The sequence below is a fragment of the Streptomyces sp. NPDC004788 genome, assembly GCF_053601115.1.
This window is the reverse complement of record NZ_JBSGBF010000005.1, coordinates 55969-70082: the sequence shown is the minus strand read 5'-3', so window position 1 is coordinate 70082 and position 14114 is coordinate 55969. Positions and strand designations below refer to the sequence as shown.

16 protein-coding genes are annotated in these 14114 nt (G+C 67.6%); all 16 read right to left on the bottom strand.

The features are described 5' to 3' along the window. Positions 1 to 5: 5 nt before the first annotated feature. Entirely contained in the window at positions 6 to 251 is a 246-nt protein-coding gene (locus ACWEJX_RS04465) for a hypothetical protein (RefSeq protein ID WP_059251398.1), read from the bottom strand. Positions 252 to 260: 9 nt separating this feature from the next. Continuing rightward, a complete protein-coding gene (locus ACWEJX_RS04460) occupies positions 261 to 1055 on the bottom strand; it encodes a hypothetical protein (RefSeq protein WP_451606031.1) in 795 nt (264 codons plus the stop codon). Between the two features lie 19 nt (positions 1056 to 1074). Then, positions 1075 to 2163, bottom strand: a complete 1089-nt coding sequence (locus ACWEJX_RS04455) for a hypothetical protein (protein ID WP_451606030.1) — start codon at positions 2161 to 2163, stop codon at positions 1075 to 1077. Then, complete coding sequence (locus tag ACWEJX_RS04450; RefSeq protein ID WP_451606029.1) at positions 2142 to 2945, bottom strand: hypothetical protein; 804 nt, start codon at positions 2943 to 2945, stop codon at positions 2142 to 2144. Before ACWEJX_RS04450 ends, ACWEJX_RS04455 begins: the two co-directional genes overlap by 22 nt. Before the next feature lie 36 nt (positions 2946 to 2981). Further along, the gene (locus ACWEJX_RS04445) at positions 2982 to 5378 is read right to left on the bottom strand and encodes a phage tail tape measure protein (protein WP_451606028.1); all 2397 of its coding nucleotides are present in this window, start codon (positions 5376 to 5378) and stop codon (positions 2982 to 2984) included. Positions 5379 to 5588: 210 nt separating this feature from the next. Then, positions 5589 to 5867 carry a hypothetical protein gene (locus ACWEJX_RS04440; RefSeq protein ID WP_059251389.1) on the bottom strand — a complete coding sequence of 93 codons (279 nt, stop codon included), beginning with the start codon at positions 5865 to 5867 and terminating at the stop codon, positions 5589 to 5591. Positions 5868 to 5869: 2 nt separating this feature from the next. Continuing rightward, positions 5870 to 6265 carry an HK97 gp10 family phage protein gene (locus tag ACWEJX_RS04435; RefSeq protein WP_451606027.1) on the bottom strand — a complete coding sequence of 132 codons (396 nt, stop codon included), beginning with the start codon at positions 6263 to 6265 and terminating at the stop codon, positions 5870 to 5872. A gap of 45 nt (positions 6266 to 6310) precedes the next feature. After that, complete coding sequence (locus ACWEJX_RS04430) at positions 6311 to 7321, bottom strand: phage tail tube protein (protein ID WP_451606026.1); 1011 nt, start codon at positions 7319 to 7321, stop codon at positions 6311 to 6313. 10 nt (positions 7322 to 7331) lie between these two features. Further along, positions 7332 to 7766: a hypothetical protein gene (locus ACWEJX_RS04425; RefSeq protein WP_451606025.1), complete on the bottom strand. Its 435-nt coding sequence runs from the start codon at positions 7764 to 7766 to the stop codon at positions 7332 to 7334. 9 nt (positions 7767 to 7775) lie between these two features. Then, positions 7776 to 8141, bottom strand: coding sequence for a hypothetical protein (locus ACWEJX_RS04420; protein WP_451606024.1), 366 nt, complete (start codon positions 8139 to 8141; stop codon positions 7776 to 7778). Between the two features lie 68 nt (positions 8142 to 8209). Continuing rightward, positions 8210 to 9403: a phage major capsid protein gene (locus ACWEJX_RS04415; RefSeq protein ID WP_451606023.1), complete on the bottom strand. Its 1194-nt coding sequence runs from the start codon at positions 9401 to 9403 to the stop codon at positions 8210 to 8212. Further along, entirely contained in the window at positions 9372 to 10124 is a 753-nt protein-coding gene (locus ACWEJX_RS04410) for an HK97 family phage prohead protease (RefSeq protein WP_451606022.1), read from the bottom strand. The genes ACWEJX_RS04415 and ACWEJX_RS04410 overlap by 32 nt, the downstream gene beginning before the upstream one ends. Next, positions 10090 to 11433: a phage portal protein gene (locus ACWEJX_RS04405; RefSeq protein ID WP_451606021.1), complete on the bottom strand. Its 1344-nt coding sequence runs from the start codon at positions 11431 to 11433 to the stop codon at positions 10090 to 10092. Before ACWEJX_RS04405 ends, ACWEJX_RS04410 begins: the two co-directional genes overlap by 35 nt. A gap of 33 nt (positions 11434 to 11466) precedes the next feature. Beyond that, a complete protein-coding gene (locus tag ACWEJX_RS04400; RefSeq protein ID WP_451606020.1) occupies positions 11467 to 13023 on the bottom strand; it encodes a terminase large subunit domain-containing protein in 1557 nt (518 codons plus the stop codon). A 14-nt stretch (positions 13024 to 13037) separates the two neighbouring features. After that, a complete protein-coding gene (locus ACWEJX_RS04395) occupies positions 13038 to 13409 on the bottom strand; it encodes a phage terminase small subunit P27 family (RefSeq protein ID WP_202430255.1) in 372 nt (123 codons plus the stop codon). Between the two features lie 265 nt (positions 13410 to 13674). Beyond that, the gene (locus ACWEJX_RS04390) at positions 13675 to 14028 is read right to left on the bottom strand and encodes an HNH endonuclease (protein WP_451606119.1); all 354 of its coding nucleotides are present in this window, start codon (positions 14026 to 14028) and stop codon (positions 13675 to 13677) included. Between the last annotated feature and the right edge of the window lie 86 nt (positions 14029 to 14114).

Sequence of the window (14114 nt, the reverse complement as noted above, 5' to 3'; positions counted from 1 at the left end):
GGTTGCTACGGGCGTGCCAGGAGTTCGGCCACCTGGGCGCGAAGCTCCGCGTTCTCCCGCCTGAGTTCCTTCACCTCACGGCGAAGCTCAACGATTTCGTCCGCCTGCCGCTGGGCCTTGCTCGCGAAGGCTTCCGCCTCCGCCCGCCATGCGTCCCGCATACCGGTCTTCCACCGGTTCAGTGAGAACGCAATGAACACCAGAAGCGGGGCGACGATCTCAGCGGCCCCGTAAAGGCGGGCCAGATCCATTCCGCCCCCTTAGACGCTGAAGTACGGCTCTGTGATGTCGGGGTCTCGTCCCCACGAAGCTCCGGAGTTCCTGATCCAGGCCCAGCCCTTCGCGGAAGCCTCCGGGATGCGTTCGGCCGGAAGGCCCACGCAATACTGCATTGCGGAAAGGCTGTAGGAGCCGTAAAGCTCCTGTTCCCCGACTATGCGAGGAATGGTCACCCAACCGGCGCTGACGTTCGGGCGTGAATCCGGAAGGACCATGGTTTGGTATCCGGCGTTGTTCGCCATGTCCATGGGTCCACCGGTCGGAGGGCCCGCCTTGTTGCTGCCCTTGTAGAAGGCGAACACGTCCACGGTGTGAGCGTCGGAGTCGTACGGCTCCGGGCCCACCTTGTACCGGTGCTGAAGTTCGATCGTGTAGATCGTGGTGTCATCGGCGTAGTCCCAGCCGTACGGGATGCCGTGGACCCAGCGCATGACCACGGAGCCGATCCGGCGTTCGGTCATGCCGGTGAGGTTCAGGACCGCGGAGGCGCTGACGATCTCCCGTTCTGCCTTGCCGGTATGCCGGAATGCGGCTAGCCGAACTTCGGCTTCTCGCTTGCCGGGGTAAAGGAAGTCCGTGATGAACTTGCATTCCACACGGTCGAAGGTCAGGCCGGTGGCGTTCGCAATGCTCACCGAAGACCAGATGTTTCCGCCTACGGCGGGGCGCCCCTGGGCGGCCCATTCCACGGCCGGGTATCGGTCGAATGTGTTGACCGGGGCCGGTGCTCGCTCGATGGCGGAGAGCCGGCGCTTGACCTCCGCAAGTTCGTTCACGAGAGACGGAGGGACCGCGTTAGCTTGGGTTGGCATTGATGAACAACTCCTTGTTGGCGAGCGCGAGACGAATTGATTCGGTGCCGTTCACGTCCACGGTCGTACCGCACTCGGTTACGGCGAACTCGTCTAGGAAGGCGACGTATCCGGCGTCCGCGTCCACTGCCACGTAATCGCCCGGTACGAAGTCCAGCGGCCCGTACTGGCCGGGGTAGAGCGTCAGCTCCGGAATCGCGGCAGGGGCTGACCCGGCATTCACGGTGGCCTGTGCCTTACCTATGAGCGTTTGGGTTTCCTTCACGTCCTGATAGGTGCCGACCGTGACGCGCTCAGGCATTCGGGCCGCAAGCTCCGTGTTCTCGAAGATGCCTACGAGTTTTTCGCCGTTGCCCTTGTCGGCTCCGGTGGCGTAGGCCACGGTGCACAGGGCCGTGGAGTCGTAGCCCACGCGGGTTACATCGCAGTTCACGCGGTGCGTCAGGGTGCGGGTGGACGAGCCGGACCGGCTGGTCATGACGAATCGGTGCCCCACCTTGACGTTGGGCGTGACCCAGTACGGCACGTAGCGGAAGTTGAACCCGTTGATGTTGTCGGCTAGCTCTTCGATCGCTTCGCCGGCGTTCTTCAGCTCGTACCGGGTCCACACGGCGGTGCGCTTGGCCCCGGTGGGCTTGATCGTGTCCGTGGCGGTGCCGATGCCGTTGTCCGCGTTGAAGTAGCTGAACCACGACTTGAGTAGGTCCGCCTGTTCCACGGTGCGGGCGGTCCAGCCGTTGACGAAGACCCGGCCCTTGTAGTGCGAGTGGTAGCCGGAGGCGCCCAGGGCGAGCGTCCCGGCCGCGATGTCTGCGGAGGCGGTCCAGATGATTCCGCCCCAGACCGGGGCCCCGTCGCGGACGATCACGAGCCCGCTGATACCGGGGCTCAGGACCGCCGGGTCTGCCTCCGGCGCGTGGAGCGGAATGCCGACCGTGGCGGTCCCGGCCGCGTTGAGCGTGTGCGTGAACGAAATGCCGGTGACCGGCAGACGGGCCACCACGGCGCCGGTCTTCAGGTTGGTGTGCAGGACCGTGTACTTCGCGCCCATCACACCCACCTGTTTCGCCACGTGAGGACTGCCTCCGTGGCCCGGGTGACCGCCCCGCTGGACAGGCTGAGCCGGTGCTCACCGAAGGCGTACTCCGGCCACGTTGATCCGGCGGTGATCCGGTCGTTGAAGACGGTGCCGGTCGTTGTGCCGGTCACGAGCTGGGCCGGGCTGTTGATCGTGATTCCGCCGGCGAGCGGGACCATGCCGAAGTACAGGCCCGTGATCTCGTCCTTGAGAACACAGTCCTTCGCGTTGTCCAGCGTGATCACCGGCAGCGCCGGAACGGAGCCGGGATAGAAGAACCGGAGCTTGGGGTTGCTCCCCTCCCAGGGGGAGGAGAGCTTCAGAGTCACCAGCTCGTCCCCGTAGATGTGCGGGTCCGTCGCGTACAGCTCCACGACGATGTTGCAGACCCGGTTGGCAAAGTTCAGGTCCACGGGCCCGGAGCGCTTCCGCGGCCGGGCGTTGACGAAGGCCGTGCGGCCCGCGGCAAGGCCGGGAAACCTGAAGCGGAGCGGTCTCTCCGGCCCGGCCGGCGCGAAGGCCGCGTAGACCTGTCCCAGGGCCTGGGCGAACTCGTCAGCCGTGGCGCCGTAGACCTCAAGGGTCAGCGTCACGGTCCGGCCGTTCAGGTAGTCGTCCCCGGGGTACTGGCCGTGTTGCTGCACAAGGGTGAGGTCCGATGTCCTCACGTCCGGCAGGGACACGAGCCCGTCAACCCCGACGATGGATATGGCGGAGTCGGGTTCCCCCATGACGAGCCCGGCGTATTCGGCGGTCCAGTCGTTCAACTCCGCCATGTCCATCCCCCCTTGGCCTACTCGCGCGAGTAGGGGTCATGCGGTTCGAAGGGCCCAGGCGACTTCGCGCCCGATGGCCCAGGGGTCCGCGTTGGTGCTGACGTTGACCACGACTCCGCCCCCGGCGGGGGCCGCGTGGTTCGGGATCACCGTTGATCCGCCGGGCAGGGACACCCATTCCGGTCCGCGCTCGCCCACGCGGGTCAGGCCCTGGGCCGGACCGCCCATGGCGCGCACGTGGGGAATCGGGTCGTCTGGGATGTCGATGGACAGCGCGCCCCACCCGAGCTTGTTCGGAATGGCCCAGTTCAGAAGGTCGATGACGCTGTTAATCGCGCCCTTCGCGGCGCCGGTCACCGAAGAGGCCAGGCTTGAGGCGAAGCCACCCAGCCGGGACAGTCCGTCCTTCAGTCCGTCGATGATCGAACCGCCGATGCCCAGGGCGGAGCGGACCACGCTGCCGGCCGTGTCACGGATGCGGCCCGGGAGCCCGGTGAAGAACGAGACCACGGCGTTCAGCCCGTCGCGGGCCTTGTTGTAGACCCACAGGAAGGCGTCCGCGGTGGCTTGCTTGATCGTGTCCCAATGCTTGATCAACAGGCCGGGGCCGGTGAAGTTCAGGAACAGGTTGACCAGGGTGTCCCAGATGCCCTTGATCTTGTTCCATACCCAGTCGAAGGCGGCGCCGGTGGCGTTCTTGATGGCGTCCCAGTGCTGGACGATGAACCCCACGAGCGTGGCGTTCATGAACAGGTTGACCAGGAAGTCCCAGGTCCCCTTGATCTTGTTCCACACCCAGTCCCACGCCTGGGTTGTCCAAGAGACGATCTTGTCCCAGTTGGCCCAGATCAGGGCCGCGAGACCGACCACGGCAGCGATGATCAGCGCTACCGGGCCCATGGCGATCAGCCACGCGGCAGCCATGCGGGCCGCCTGTATGAGCGCCTGGGCGCCCATGGTGATCCACCCGCCCACGACGATGGCGGACGAGATCACGGCCTGTCCGGCTGCCTTGAGCCATCCGCCGACCACGGACCAGTGCGCGAGCACCTGAGTGGCGGAGCTACTGACCGCCGTGGCCGTGGACGTGACCCACGCGGTGGCGTTGGCTATGGCGGAAGTCGTGGCGGTGACTCCCCACGAGATCAGCGCTGGGAGGAGTAGGGCCGTGATGAGCCCGGCCACGACCGTGATGGGCGTTTGGTTGTCCGAGATGAACCGGCCCACGGCAGCGGCCCCGTCAATGAGCCCGTCCAGCGCCGGAAGGACCGCTCCGCCGATCACGTCAACGGCGCCCTGTTGCAGCGAGCGCCAGAACGCGGACAGCCGCGTTGAAGCGTTGTCGTGCATCGTGTCGCCGGCGCGCTTCGCGGCCCCTTCGACCTTGCCCAGGGACTGGGCCGCTGTGTCCACGTTCAGGGAGAACAGGGCCGCGCCCAGGTCCTCACCGGGACCGCCGAACAGGGTCTTGATCGCGCTCGCGCGCTCCGCCGAAGCGGGCATCTGGCGAAGGGCGTCAAGCACCTTGTCCATGGCCAACTTCGCGGAGTCGCCTCCGGCCGCCACGTCCTTGACGATCTGGGAGCCGTTCAGCCCGATCGAGTTGAACGTTTCTTCAACGGCCTTGCCGCCCTGCCCGGCTACAAGGCTGAACTCCTTGATGGCGTCCGCGACTTGATCGGCGTCACGGGCTCCGCCCTTCAGGCCCTGGGAGATCAGCCCCATGGCCGTGGCCCCGTCCAACCCCATGGTCCGGAAGTTGGTCGAATACTCGTTGAACGTGTCGGCCAGGTCTTCGGCCTTGTTGGCGCCGTTCTGGGCGCCGGCCGTGATGATGTCGAACGCCTCTTCCGCGTTGCGCGCAAGGCCGGTCTTGATCATCTGCGCCACGGCGTTGGACGTGGGCCCGACTTCGTCACCGAGCACCGCGGCAACGTCCATGGCGCGCTTGCCGACGTTGGCCAGTTCGTCCGCCGTGGCGTTCGCCGGAACAAGGCCCTCTTGCCATAGGGCTTTCAGGGCCGCGTTGGCGTCCGCGACGGACTCGCCCCAGCCGGACGAGTAGATCTGTCCGGCTGCCTGGCCCAGGGTCTTCGCCTCCGCGGGGGAAGCTCCAAGCTGGGCCGCGAGAAGATCGTTGCTCTTCTCCTGATCAAGGGCTTCGGTGATGCCGGCCACGAGCCCGGCCGCGATGGCGGCACCGGCAAGGGCAGCCGCACCGCCGAAGCGTTCACCGAACGAGCCGACTTCGTTCCCGGCTTCGTCCGCGCCTTCGGCAACGGCGTCACCCAGGTTCGCCGCCGCTTCGGTCGCCTCACGGAGTGCTGCCTCCACCTGATCAGCGAAGGCGGTCACGTCCGCCGAACCACGCTCAAGGGACGCGGCAAGATCCGACTCGTCCCCGAGAAGCGTGATCGTGATGGGCTTTGCCACACCGGCCCCCTTACGTCATGACCGGCGTGCGCCGTTCCCCCGTGGTGCTCCCGGACGTGCGCCCCCGTTGCGCGCGTCGGGTCTGTCTGTTCTGCCGCTCGATGTCGGCTGTCATCTGGTCAACCAGCGCGTTGAAGTCCCTGAGCTGTAGGGACCGCACGTCCGCCCAGGTGAGCCCGCGGAAGTGGCCCACGAGCCGGGCGCACAGAACTACGCGCTGGGCGCGGTAGGGTCCGGCTTCGCCTTGCCCTTGAACTCGAGCCGGAGCCGGCCCGCGTCCGCTGCCGAGAAGTTCGGATCTTCGCGACGCTTGAGGACCACGGCCATGGCCCGCAGCATCGGGCCCCGGCGCTGACCGGGCTTGCGCAGCTCGTCCAGCGGGGCGTTCGTGATCTCTTCGATGATGTCGATTTCGTCGATGGTCAGGCTGTTGAGATCAAGGGAGAGGAGTTCCCCCAGGTCCCCGCCCACGGCGGTCTTCTTCGCCACGTCTAGTCCCCCTCAAGGTGCTGACGGACCACGGCGCTGATCTCGCGCTCGTAGGTCTCGGTTACTTCGGCGCTCTTGCGCGCCATGGCCCGGAACAGGAACCGGTTCGGTCGGATGTGCCGCTTCGGGTAGCCGAAGTGCACGGCTGCCGCATACGGGACGCGAGCGGCGGAGCCCGCCTTCACCTGGGCCCCCTTGACGGAGGCGGTGACCTTGACGGACTTCGCGAGCTTGCCCGGCTTGTAGCGCTTGCTGGACTTCGCGTCCCGGCGGCCCTTCGGCGCGGTGGCCTCCGCCTCCGGCTTGACCACTTCCGCCGCCGCCTTGTTCGCGGCCCGGACGGAGTTGTTCAACTCCCGGTCCTTGAGCCGGCGCACGTTGCGCTGAAGGGCGGTCATCCCCTGTACCCGGACTGTGAAGGCGCTGGTGCGGGCCATCGGGCCTCACCCCTGATCTGGGGCGCTCATTGCCTTCAGCGCGGTCACCGGCTTCGGCTCCACGTAGGTCAGCCGAATGGCCGGGTTGCCGTCGCCCGGGTCCAGCACGCGGAAGGGCAGGGTGTGAACGGTCACGTCGTCCGTGGAAGCCTCCGGGGACTCCCCAGTGAACTGGATGGCCGGGCATTCGATCTTCATGCTCGTGCCCGCGGTGAGGCCCGTGAGGTCCACGCGGAAGCCGATCACCTCACCGGCAACGAACGCTTCGTAGAGCTTCAGGGAGTCCGCGGAGAACTCCCCCTCAAGCTCACCCTCGTACGTCGGCACGGCAGCGCGGACCGGCTTCTTCTTCAGGGCGTTGGCCCGCAGAAAGCGCCGGTCCGTCTTCATGCCCAGGTCCCCGGTGAGGGACAGCTTCCCGGCGTCCAGCGGGACCGGAGTCCCGGCCCGGGTCAGGGTCACGGCGGTGCGGGTCCAGTCGTACGGCCGGCCGGTCGCCGGGTAGTCGATGGGCAGCACCTGAGCCGGGGTGCTGGTGTGGGACACGTCCTGAAAGTCGAAGGACACGTTGAGCGTGACCGCGTTCTCCGTCTCCGCGGTCAGCTCCCACTCAGTGGCGACGCACCCCACGTGCTTGTAGGCCACGTTGGTTCCGTCGATGGTGGGACGGATCATCTGGGCCGTGAAGCTGGGCGCGGCACTGGACGCGGCAGTCTCGAAGACGTGCGTCCGGGTGCTCCCGGAGTCGGTGAAGGTGTGCTTGTCGAAGGCGGCACTCAGGAGCGCGGCAGCGCCCACGTCCAGGAGGTCAACCTCAAGCTCACCCTCCCCGCCCATCTGCACGATGTTCCGGCGGTCCGCGCGGGCGGTCTGCATACCCCGGCGGAAGCCGACGCTCTCAATGAACTCCTTGGCCACCTTCCACGAATCCGCCTTCCCCTCGTAGCCGATCGTGGACGTAGGCGCCGTGCCGTACGTGGTCTCTTCTCCAATGCCAATGGCAGCGTCCAGCGCCATGCGGTCCCCCCTAGGTTGTGGTGCGTCCGCGCACCCTCACGCGGACGGTCAGGGCGCTGTACGCCCCGTCTGTGGTCTCTGCGGTCTCGACGGTCGATGACTCCGGCCGGAGGTCCAGAAGCCCGGCGACGCTCGCGCGGTCCACGGCCCGGCAGGCGTCCGCCACCACGTCCCGGAGGACGTACGCGCCCCGCTCCGCGCCGATCGGGTCGCCTGGGGCGATCACCACGGCGTGGGCTTCCACGTAGCCGGTGACTGCCGTGGGTTTCCGCGGGCCGGCTCTCATGGCGACGGGCTCAAGCTCTTCGTCCGTCGTGGCGCCCAACCAGAGCTGTTGCCGGCGGTCGGACTGCCCGGTCTCCGCGAAGGTGAGTTGCACCCCGGCGGGGACGAGCCCCTTGAGCGCTTCGAAGAGCGCAACCTTCGCGTCGAAGATCAGCGGCACGGCAGCCCCCTACAGGAAGAAGAACGGCAGGCGGACGCGGTACCGGTTGAGCTGGGCATTGACCTCCGGCAGGCTCGTGGGCCGCCAGTTCCCGCCCGCCTGGGCAAGCTGGATCGAACCGAATTCGCTTTGAAGCTGAAGCGCGCGGTCCGGGACGCGGGAGACGAGATCCAACAGGTACTGCCGGGCGATCTTGCGCACGCACCACCGGATGGTTTCGGGGGCGGCATCGACGCCTTCCCACTTCCGCCCGCAGTACGTTTCGACGGTCTCAACGGCGTAGTCGATGGCTTCGCTAAGCGTGGCGTCCGGGAAGAGCTGGGCGTCCCCCAGCCCGTCCAGTGCGCGCAGCTCGTCAACGGTTGCGTATGACAAAGGGCCCCCTCCCCCGGGAAGGGCCCGGCCCGCTCAGGCGAGCAGACCGGGCCCAGGCCGTGGCAGCGTTACGCGCCACCGCCGACCGTCAGCACCTTGACCGCGCGCTCATCGACAAGGAGACCGTCCGCCCGCTGAAGGAAGCGGTAGACCACCTGATCGTTGAGGAACTTGAGGTCAACGGACCGCTCGACACGGAGCGGACCGGCAAGGCGCACGGTGTACTTCGACAGGTCTCCGAAGGTGACCTTCGTGTCCGGCACACCCACGTCAGTGAGGACCGGCCGGCCGTTGAAGGTGTCCGGGCCGCCCACGATCACGGAGGACTGCCACAGGTACTGACCGTCCGTGCTCTTCAGCTTCCGCATCTGGGCCGCCACCTTGTCGGAGACGACGAAGGCAGCGTTGCCCCGGTACGAGCTGGGCAGCTCGTAGTACAGGTCAATGAGCGCGTCCGAAACGGTCGCGTCCTTCGCGGTGGCGGTGAACGTGGCCGTGGCCGGCGAACCGGCGGTGACGATGCCCTTCGGCTGGTTCGTGCCGGTGCCGGTCAGGAAGTGCTGACCCATGCCCGCACCGATGGCCGGGCCCGCGTCGCCCACCAGGAAGGAGACAAGATCAAGGGCCTGATCCTGTACGAACTCCGTGGACAGGGTGGACGCGTAGCCGTACTTGTACGCGCCAACGGACCGCTGAACGGTGGTCGGGTTCGACTCCGGGATGTTCGCGTTCTCGTTGACGATGGACGCGGCAGCCCGGCCCACGACAACGGTGAAGTCCATGGGCTCACCGGAACTCGTGGTCAGGATGGTGGCGCCACCGCGCATGACCGTGGACCGCTCAACGGCCTCCGCCAGAAGCCGGCCGTACAGGGTCCGGGCGATCACGGTGTTGCCCGGGTTGGTCTTCGTGTCGATGGCCGCGCGGGACTCCGGGGCCTCCGGGGCGAATGTCAGCCCCTCGTTGATCTTCAGCGAGCGGAGCTGTTCCGCCGCCTGGGCCAGCTTGTCCGGGGCGTTCCCCTTGGAGCCGGTCCCCTTCAGGCCCTGCATGAGGGCGCTGACGGACTCGCCGGACTTCAGGACTTCAATGCCCCGCTTGATCCGGCCGTCGTAGTCGGCAATGGCGCCCAGGAGCGCGGTCTCCTTGGACCGGGCGTCCGCGTCCATCTCCTTGCCGGCGAACTCCTCGCTCAGGGCGCGAAGCTCGTTGGTGGCCCGCTCGCGCGCCTCAAAGTTCGCGCTCAGGGTCGTTGCGTCCATGTGTGGTTCCCCCCGTGGTGATGAGCGCGCGAACCAGTGCACGCGCCTTCTTGTGCTCTTCCGGCTCGTCCTCTTCGGGCTCGTCCGCCGGGTCCTTCTCGTCCGGCCCCCCAGCCGGCTCGTCCGTGCTCTCCGGCGACTCGTCCGGCGTGTCCTCTTCGGACTCGTCCGGGTCTTCGTCGTCCGGCTTCGCGGCACGGAGCGCGACGCCTAGCACTGCCTCAATGGACCGAAGTGCCGCGTCGGTGGTCGGGTAGGCCGGGTTCAGCACCGGGCCCAGCTCCGCCACGTCCATCTGTGTGATCTCCCGGATGGGGAGACCGGTCTCCGGGTCGGTGCCCGCCCGGCGCTGCCCACCCCGGGCCACGCGGAAGGTGAAGGAGGAGCCCTTCACGTCACCGCGCTTGAGGAGTTCGGCAAGGTCCCGGCCGGTGCTCGTGTTCGGAAGGTCGATCTCGTACCAACCGCCGTGCTCGTCTTCGCCCACGCGGAGCGTCCCGGACGAGCGCCGGCCAAGCACCTGATCCACGTTGTGGTTGAAGGTGGCGATCACGTCGTTGCGCTCAAGGGACGCCATACCGGCGCCCGGCGCGATGCGCTCGCGGAAACCCCCCAGATCGTGGCTCAGCTCGTTGAAGCGGTAGGCGTACCCGCGGGCGGTCATCCCGTCGCCGTTGGCCCGGATCTCAGCCGGACTCGTCAGGCTCCGCGTCTCCGTCATCGTCTTCGTCCCCCTCGTTCGTCTCGTCCGGCTCCGGGGGCTCCGGCTCCGGCGTGGTTTCGTTCGCGGGGGGCTCGTCTTCGGCGGACACGTCAGCGAGGTTCAGCGGCACGCGGTACGCGGTGCCCAGTCCGTCCGGCAGGGGCTCAAGGTCTTCAGCGGCCCGCACTTCGTCAATGCTGTAGATGCCGTTCTGAAGGCCCAGGGAGTACAGCTCCATGCGCTCCTTCGGGGCGCCCCGCTGGATGCCGTCCAAGGAGAACTTCACGAACTTCATGCGGTCCGCGGTCTCCGCGAACAACAGGCGGGTGAAGCCCGCCTCAATCCGCTCGAGCCACGGCCGAAGGCTGAACATGGAGAACGCTTGGTTCTGTTCGGCCAGACCGCTTCCCCAGCTCGTGGAGCCGGACGCGTCCGCGATCAGGTGCGGAGGCACGCCGAAGATCCGTGCGATCTCCGGGACCTGAAAGGCCCGGGTCTGTAGGAACTGGGCTTCGTCCGGCGACAGGCTGACCTTCGAGAACCGGGCGCCCTCCGTCAGCAGTGCGACGCGGTGAGCGTTCTCCGGTCCCGTGTTGGCCAGTCGCCACGCCTCACGAGCGCGGGCAAGCCCTTCTTCCGACATGGCGCCGGGGACTTCCACGATGGCCGCGGGTACGGCGCCGTTCGCAAAGAACTTCGCGCCGTAGGTCTGGGCCGCGAGCGCAAGCCCGATGCTCTCCCGCGCGTAGTTGATCGGGCTCACGCCGGTGAATTCGCCGGGCAGCATCATCCCGGGGATGTGCAAGATCTCTCGGGAGGTGAAGTAGCCAACGGCGACTTCGTTCCCGTCCGCGTCGATGTCGAACGCTTCGAAGACCTTGCGCCGGCTGCCGTCCACCACTACCGCGTGCGTCACGATCCGGGACGGGTCCAGCACGTCCAACCCGACGATGGCCGTGTTGTCCGGCGACCACCGCACGGCAAGGTAGGCGTTGCCCTCAAGGAGGAGGGACAGCACGATCTGAGAGATCAGGTCGATACGGCCCAGCCCGCCGGGCTCCGCCGTGGGGTAGTCCAGCCACGTCGGAGAGTTGATCTCCCGGCGCGCACCGCCCCGGCGCGAATACGTGGCGACCGGCAGCGTGGCAATCGTCTCCGACAGAAGTCGGATGCACGCGAAGACCGCGGACACCTGAAGGGCCGTGCTGCCGTTGACCCGCTGCCCCGCGGACGAGACCACACCCGGGTACGGGTACAGGTCCGTATCCGGTTCCCAGGTGGCCCGCGTCTCAGCGCGGGGCTTGAAAAGTGCAGACCAGAAGCCCACGATCTCACCCCCGTGCCCGCGCACAGAGGCGGGCTAAAGATCGTTGAAGAACTCCGCGCTACCCCCGTAGGCGAAGACCTCACCGCCGTCTTCCCAGGTGGCGAGGATTGGCGCGTCAGCGAAGCCGGGGTTGTCCTCACGCCACAGCACCGCGCCGTGAACGGCGAGGATCATGGCTATGGCAAGGTCGATCTTCCGGCGGGAAGACGCGTGCTCTTTCGTGATGCGGGCCCCGTGGCGATCTTCACGGAGCACCGCGTTGCCTATGTGCCGGGCCAACGCCGGGTTCCCGTCGTGGCTGAGCCGGCCGTCCCGGGCCGCGTCGTACACGGCCTGAGTCGCCGGGATCATTCGCTTCAGGCTGTTGGTCGGGAAGGCTTCGACCGGGTGACCCTCCGCCTCAAGGCGATCAAGGGTTTCCTCCCAGCGGTACGGGTCAGCCACCAGCGTCCGGACCGTGTACGTGTCCAGCGCGGAGCGGAGCGCGTCCCGTACGTCCGCCATCGGCACCCGCCAGTGAGCGTCATCCGGCGGAGCTTCCCAGTGGCCCAGCACGAAGACCCGAAGGTCCGCGACACGGCAGGCGACCAGCGCCGTGGAGTCGCCCTTCCAAGCCCCGTCGAAGCCCAGGACCACGGCGTCACCGGCGGTGAGCGTGTCGTCCACGGCAAGGGAGTCCCACAGGCCGTGAGGCAGCCACGAGCTACCGCCCCTCACGAACTGGGACAGGCGGTAGATCCGGAAGGACGCCTCCGTACTGCGCTGACACGCAGCTTCGAAGTCCGCCACGTTCAGGATGTCGAAGGACGGGTTGCAGGCCCGCCAGACCTCCGGGTCCGTGTGGTCCACGGTGTCCCCGATGCGCGGGCCCCACGAGCGGTAGAAGAGCGTGGGGTCCTCAAGCTCCCCGGCGTTCACGCGCTCGCCCTGGGTGCAGAGCTGAGCGAAGGGCCCATCCGGGTCCGGACCGGCCGTGGAGATCACCCAGAACATGGGCTGATTCCGTGCGGCGGACCCCAGGGTCAGCGCGTCGAAGAGGTCAGCCGACTTCGCGAAGGCGTACTCATCAAGGCTGACCGAAGACGGGTTCAGACCCTGTTGGCGGCCCGCGTCAGCGCTGACCACCCGATACGAGTTGTCCGCGTACCGGATGATGTCCCGCTGTACCTCACAGACCGCGGACAGCCGGGGCGACGCAAGGACCATTGCCTTCGCCGCGTCGAACACCATGCGGGCCTGTGCCCGGTCGTTGGCGGCAGCGATGATCTGACGCTGAGCGTCAGCCCGGTCCGCCACCAGGTGGTACAGCATGATCCCCGCGGCAAGGGTGCTCTTGCCGTTCTTGCGGGCCACGCAGACCACGGCCGTGCGGTGCTTCCGGCGCCACCGCCCGAACGGGTCGCGCTCGAGCCGGTAGGCATCCACGAGAAGATCCCGCTGCCACGGCAGGAGCGTGAAGGGCTGCCCGGCGAACGAGCCGGTCAACACACAGAACTTCTCAATCCAGTTGGCCACCCGGTGGCCTTCGGAGGGGAACTCCGCGCCGGCCGGGATGTGCCGCGCGATGACAGGATCAAGCCCGTCCCACATGCCGCACCCCCCGGTTAGAAATCGGCGGGACTTGCCGCCACCCGGCGGGCCTCCGCCGCGACGATGCCCAGGCGCATACGCGCTTCGGGCGTGAAGCCAATGGCTGTCTCGATGGCCCGGAGTTCGCGCTCCGTGGACTCCACGAACCGCATGGCCGGGTGAATGGCCGGCTGCCCCGTGGACCCCACGACGGAGAGCCCTTCCTTGTGGATCAGGTCCAGCAAGTCCGCTCGCCGGTCGTGAAGCTCCGCGTACCGCAAGATCACGTTGCGGTCCGTCTCCGGGCTGTACGCCCCGCTGCCCGCCTGCCACACGGCCCGCCAGACCTCACGGCCCTGGGCCTTCAGGTGGCTGGGCACCCGCGGGGCACGCCCCTCGTAGACCACGGGGGCAGCGTCCGGAGTAGCCGCTCCGTTCGGGTTGCCCGTTCGCTGGGCTGGGCTCTTCGCTCGCGACACCTGACACCCTCCTAACCGGGTCTTGAGACCCCTTAGCGGGTGCCTTTCTCAGGGGTGCGGAACGGGCTTTGCCCAGGTCAGACAGCGCCCGGGAGTCCAAAAACGGAGCCGCACCTAGGGCGCGTTTTCCGAGCTGGGGCCGGGATCGCCGGCGGGCACGCGCGGGAACTTCCGGGCCGCTCTCCCCCTCCCGTCAGAAGGGCGGAGCCGTGTAGCCCATGTCCACGCGCGTCTTCGCCTTGTGGCACGAGCGGCACAGGAGCTGAACGTTGGCGTCCACGTCCTCACCGCCACGCGACAGGGGAACGATGTGGTCCACGTCGATGGCCGATGCCAGGAAGGACAGACCACAGTGCGCGCACGAGCCACGACCCACGCGCTTCAGCGCACGGCGCAGACGAGCGGCAGCGTTGTTCCCCCGGGCGATGGCCTCACGGCGCTTGCGGTGAGACTGCACAGACCGGCCGGACTCGTAGGCCCGGTGATGCTCAGCGCACCGCCCCGCATGGGTGGCGAACGCCCGACAGTCCAGACAACGGGTGCGCATGGCCACCCCCCTCCTACGCATGGCCCCCCTTCCGGGAGACCCCCCTCCCTACTCGCGTGAGTAGGGCTTCAAGAAGAAGTCCATGC

What these genes read in the sequence shown, in the direction of transcription:
- ACWEJX_RS04435 (WP_451606027.1), bottom strand. Translation starts at nt 6,265, where the DNA reads ATGACCGCCCTTCAGCGCAACGTGCGCCGGCTCAAGGACCGGGAGTTG.
- ACWEJX_RS04415 (WP_451606023.1), bottom strand. Translation starts at nt 9,403, where the DNA reads ATGGACGCAACGACCCTGAGCGCGAACTTTGAGGCGCGCGAGCGGGCC.
- ACWEJX_RS04430 (WP_451606026.1), bottom strand. Translation starts at nt 7,321, where the DNA reads ATGGCGCTGGACGCTGCCATTGGCATTGGAGAAGAGACCACGTACGGC.
- ACWEJX_RS04450 (WP_451606029.1), bottom strand. Translation starts at nt 2,945, where the DNA reads ATGGCGGAGTTGAACGACTGGACCGCCGAATACGCCGGGCTCGTCATG.
- ACWEJX_RS04465 (WP_059251398.1), bottom strand. Translation starts at nt 251, where the DNA reads ATGGATCTGGCCCGCCTTTACGGGGCCGCTGAGATCGTCGCCCCGCTT.
- ACWEJX_RS04400 (WP_451606020.1), bottom strand. Translation starts at nt 13,023, where the DNA reads ATGTGGGACGGGCTTGATCCTGTCATCGCGCGGCACATCCCGGCCGGC.
- ACWEJX_RS04390 (WP_451606119.1), bottom strand. Translation starts at nt 14,028, where the DNA reads ATGCGCACCCGTTGTCTGGACTGTCGGGCGTTCGCCACCCATGCGGGG.
- ACWEJX_RS04410 (WP_451606022.1), bottom strand. Translation starts at nt 10,124, where the DNA reads ATGACGGAGACGCGGAGCCTGACGAGTCCGGCTGAGATCCGGGCCAAC.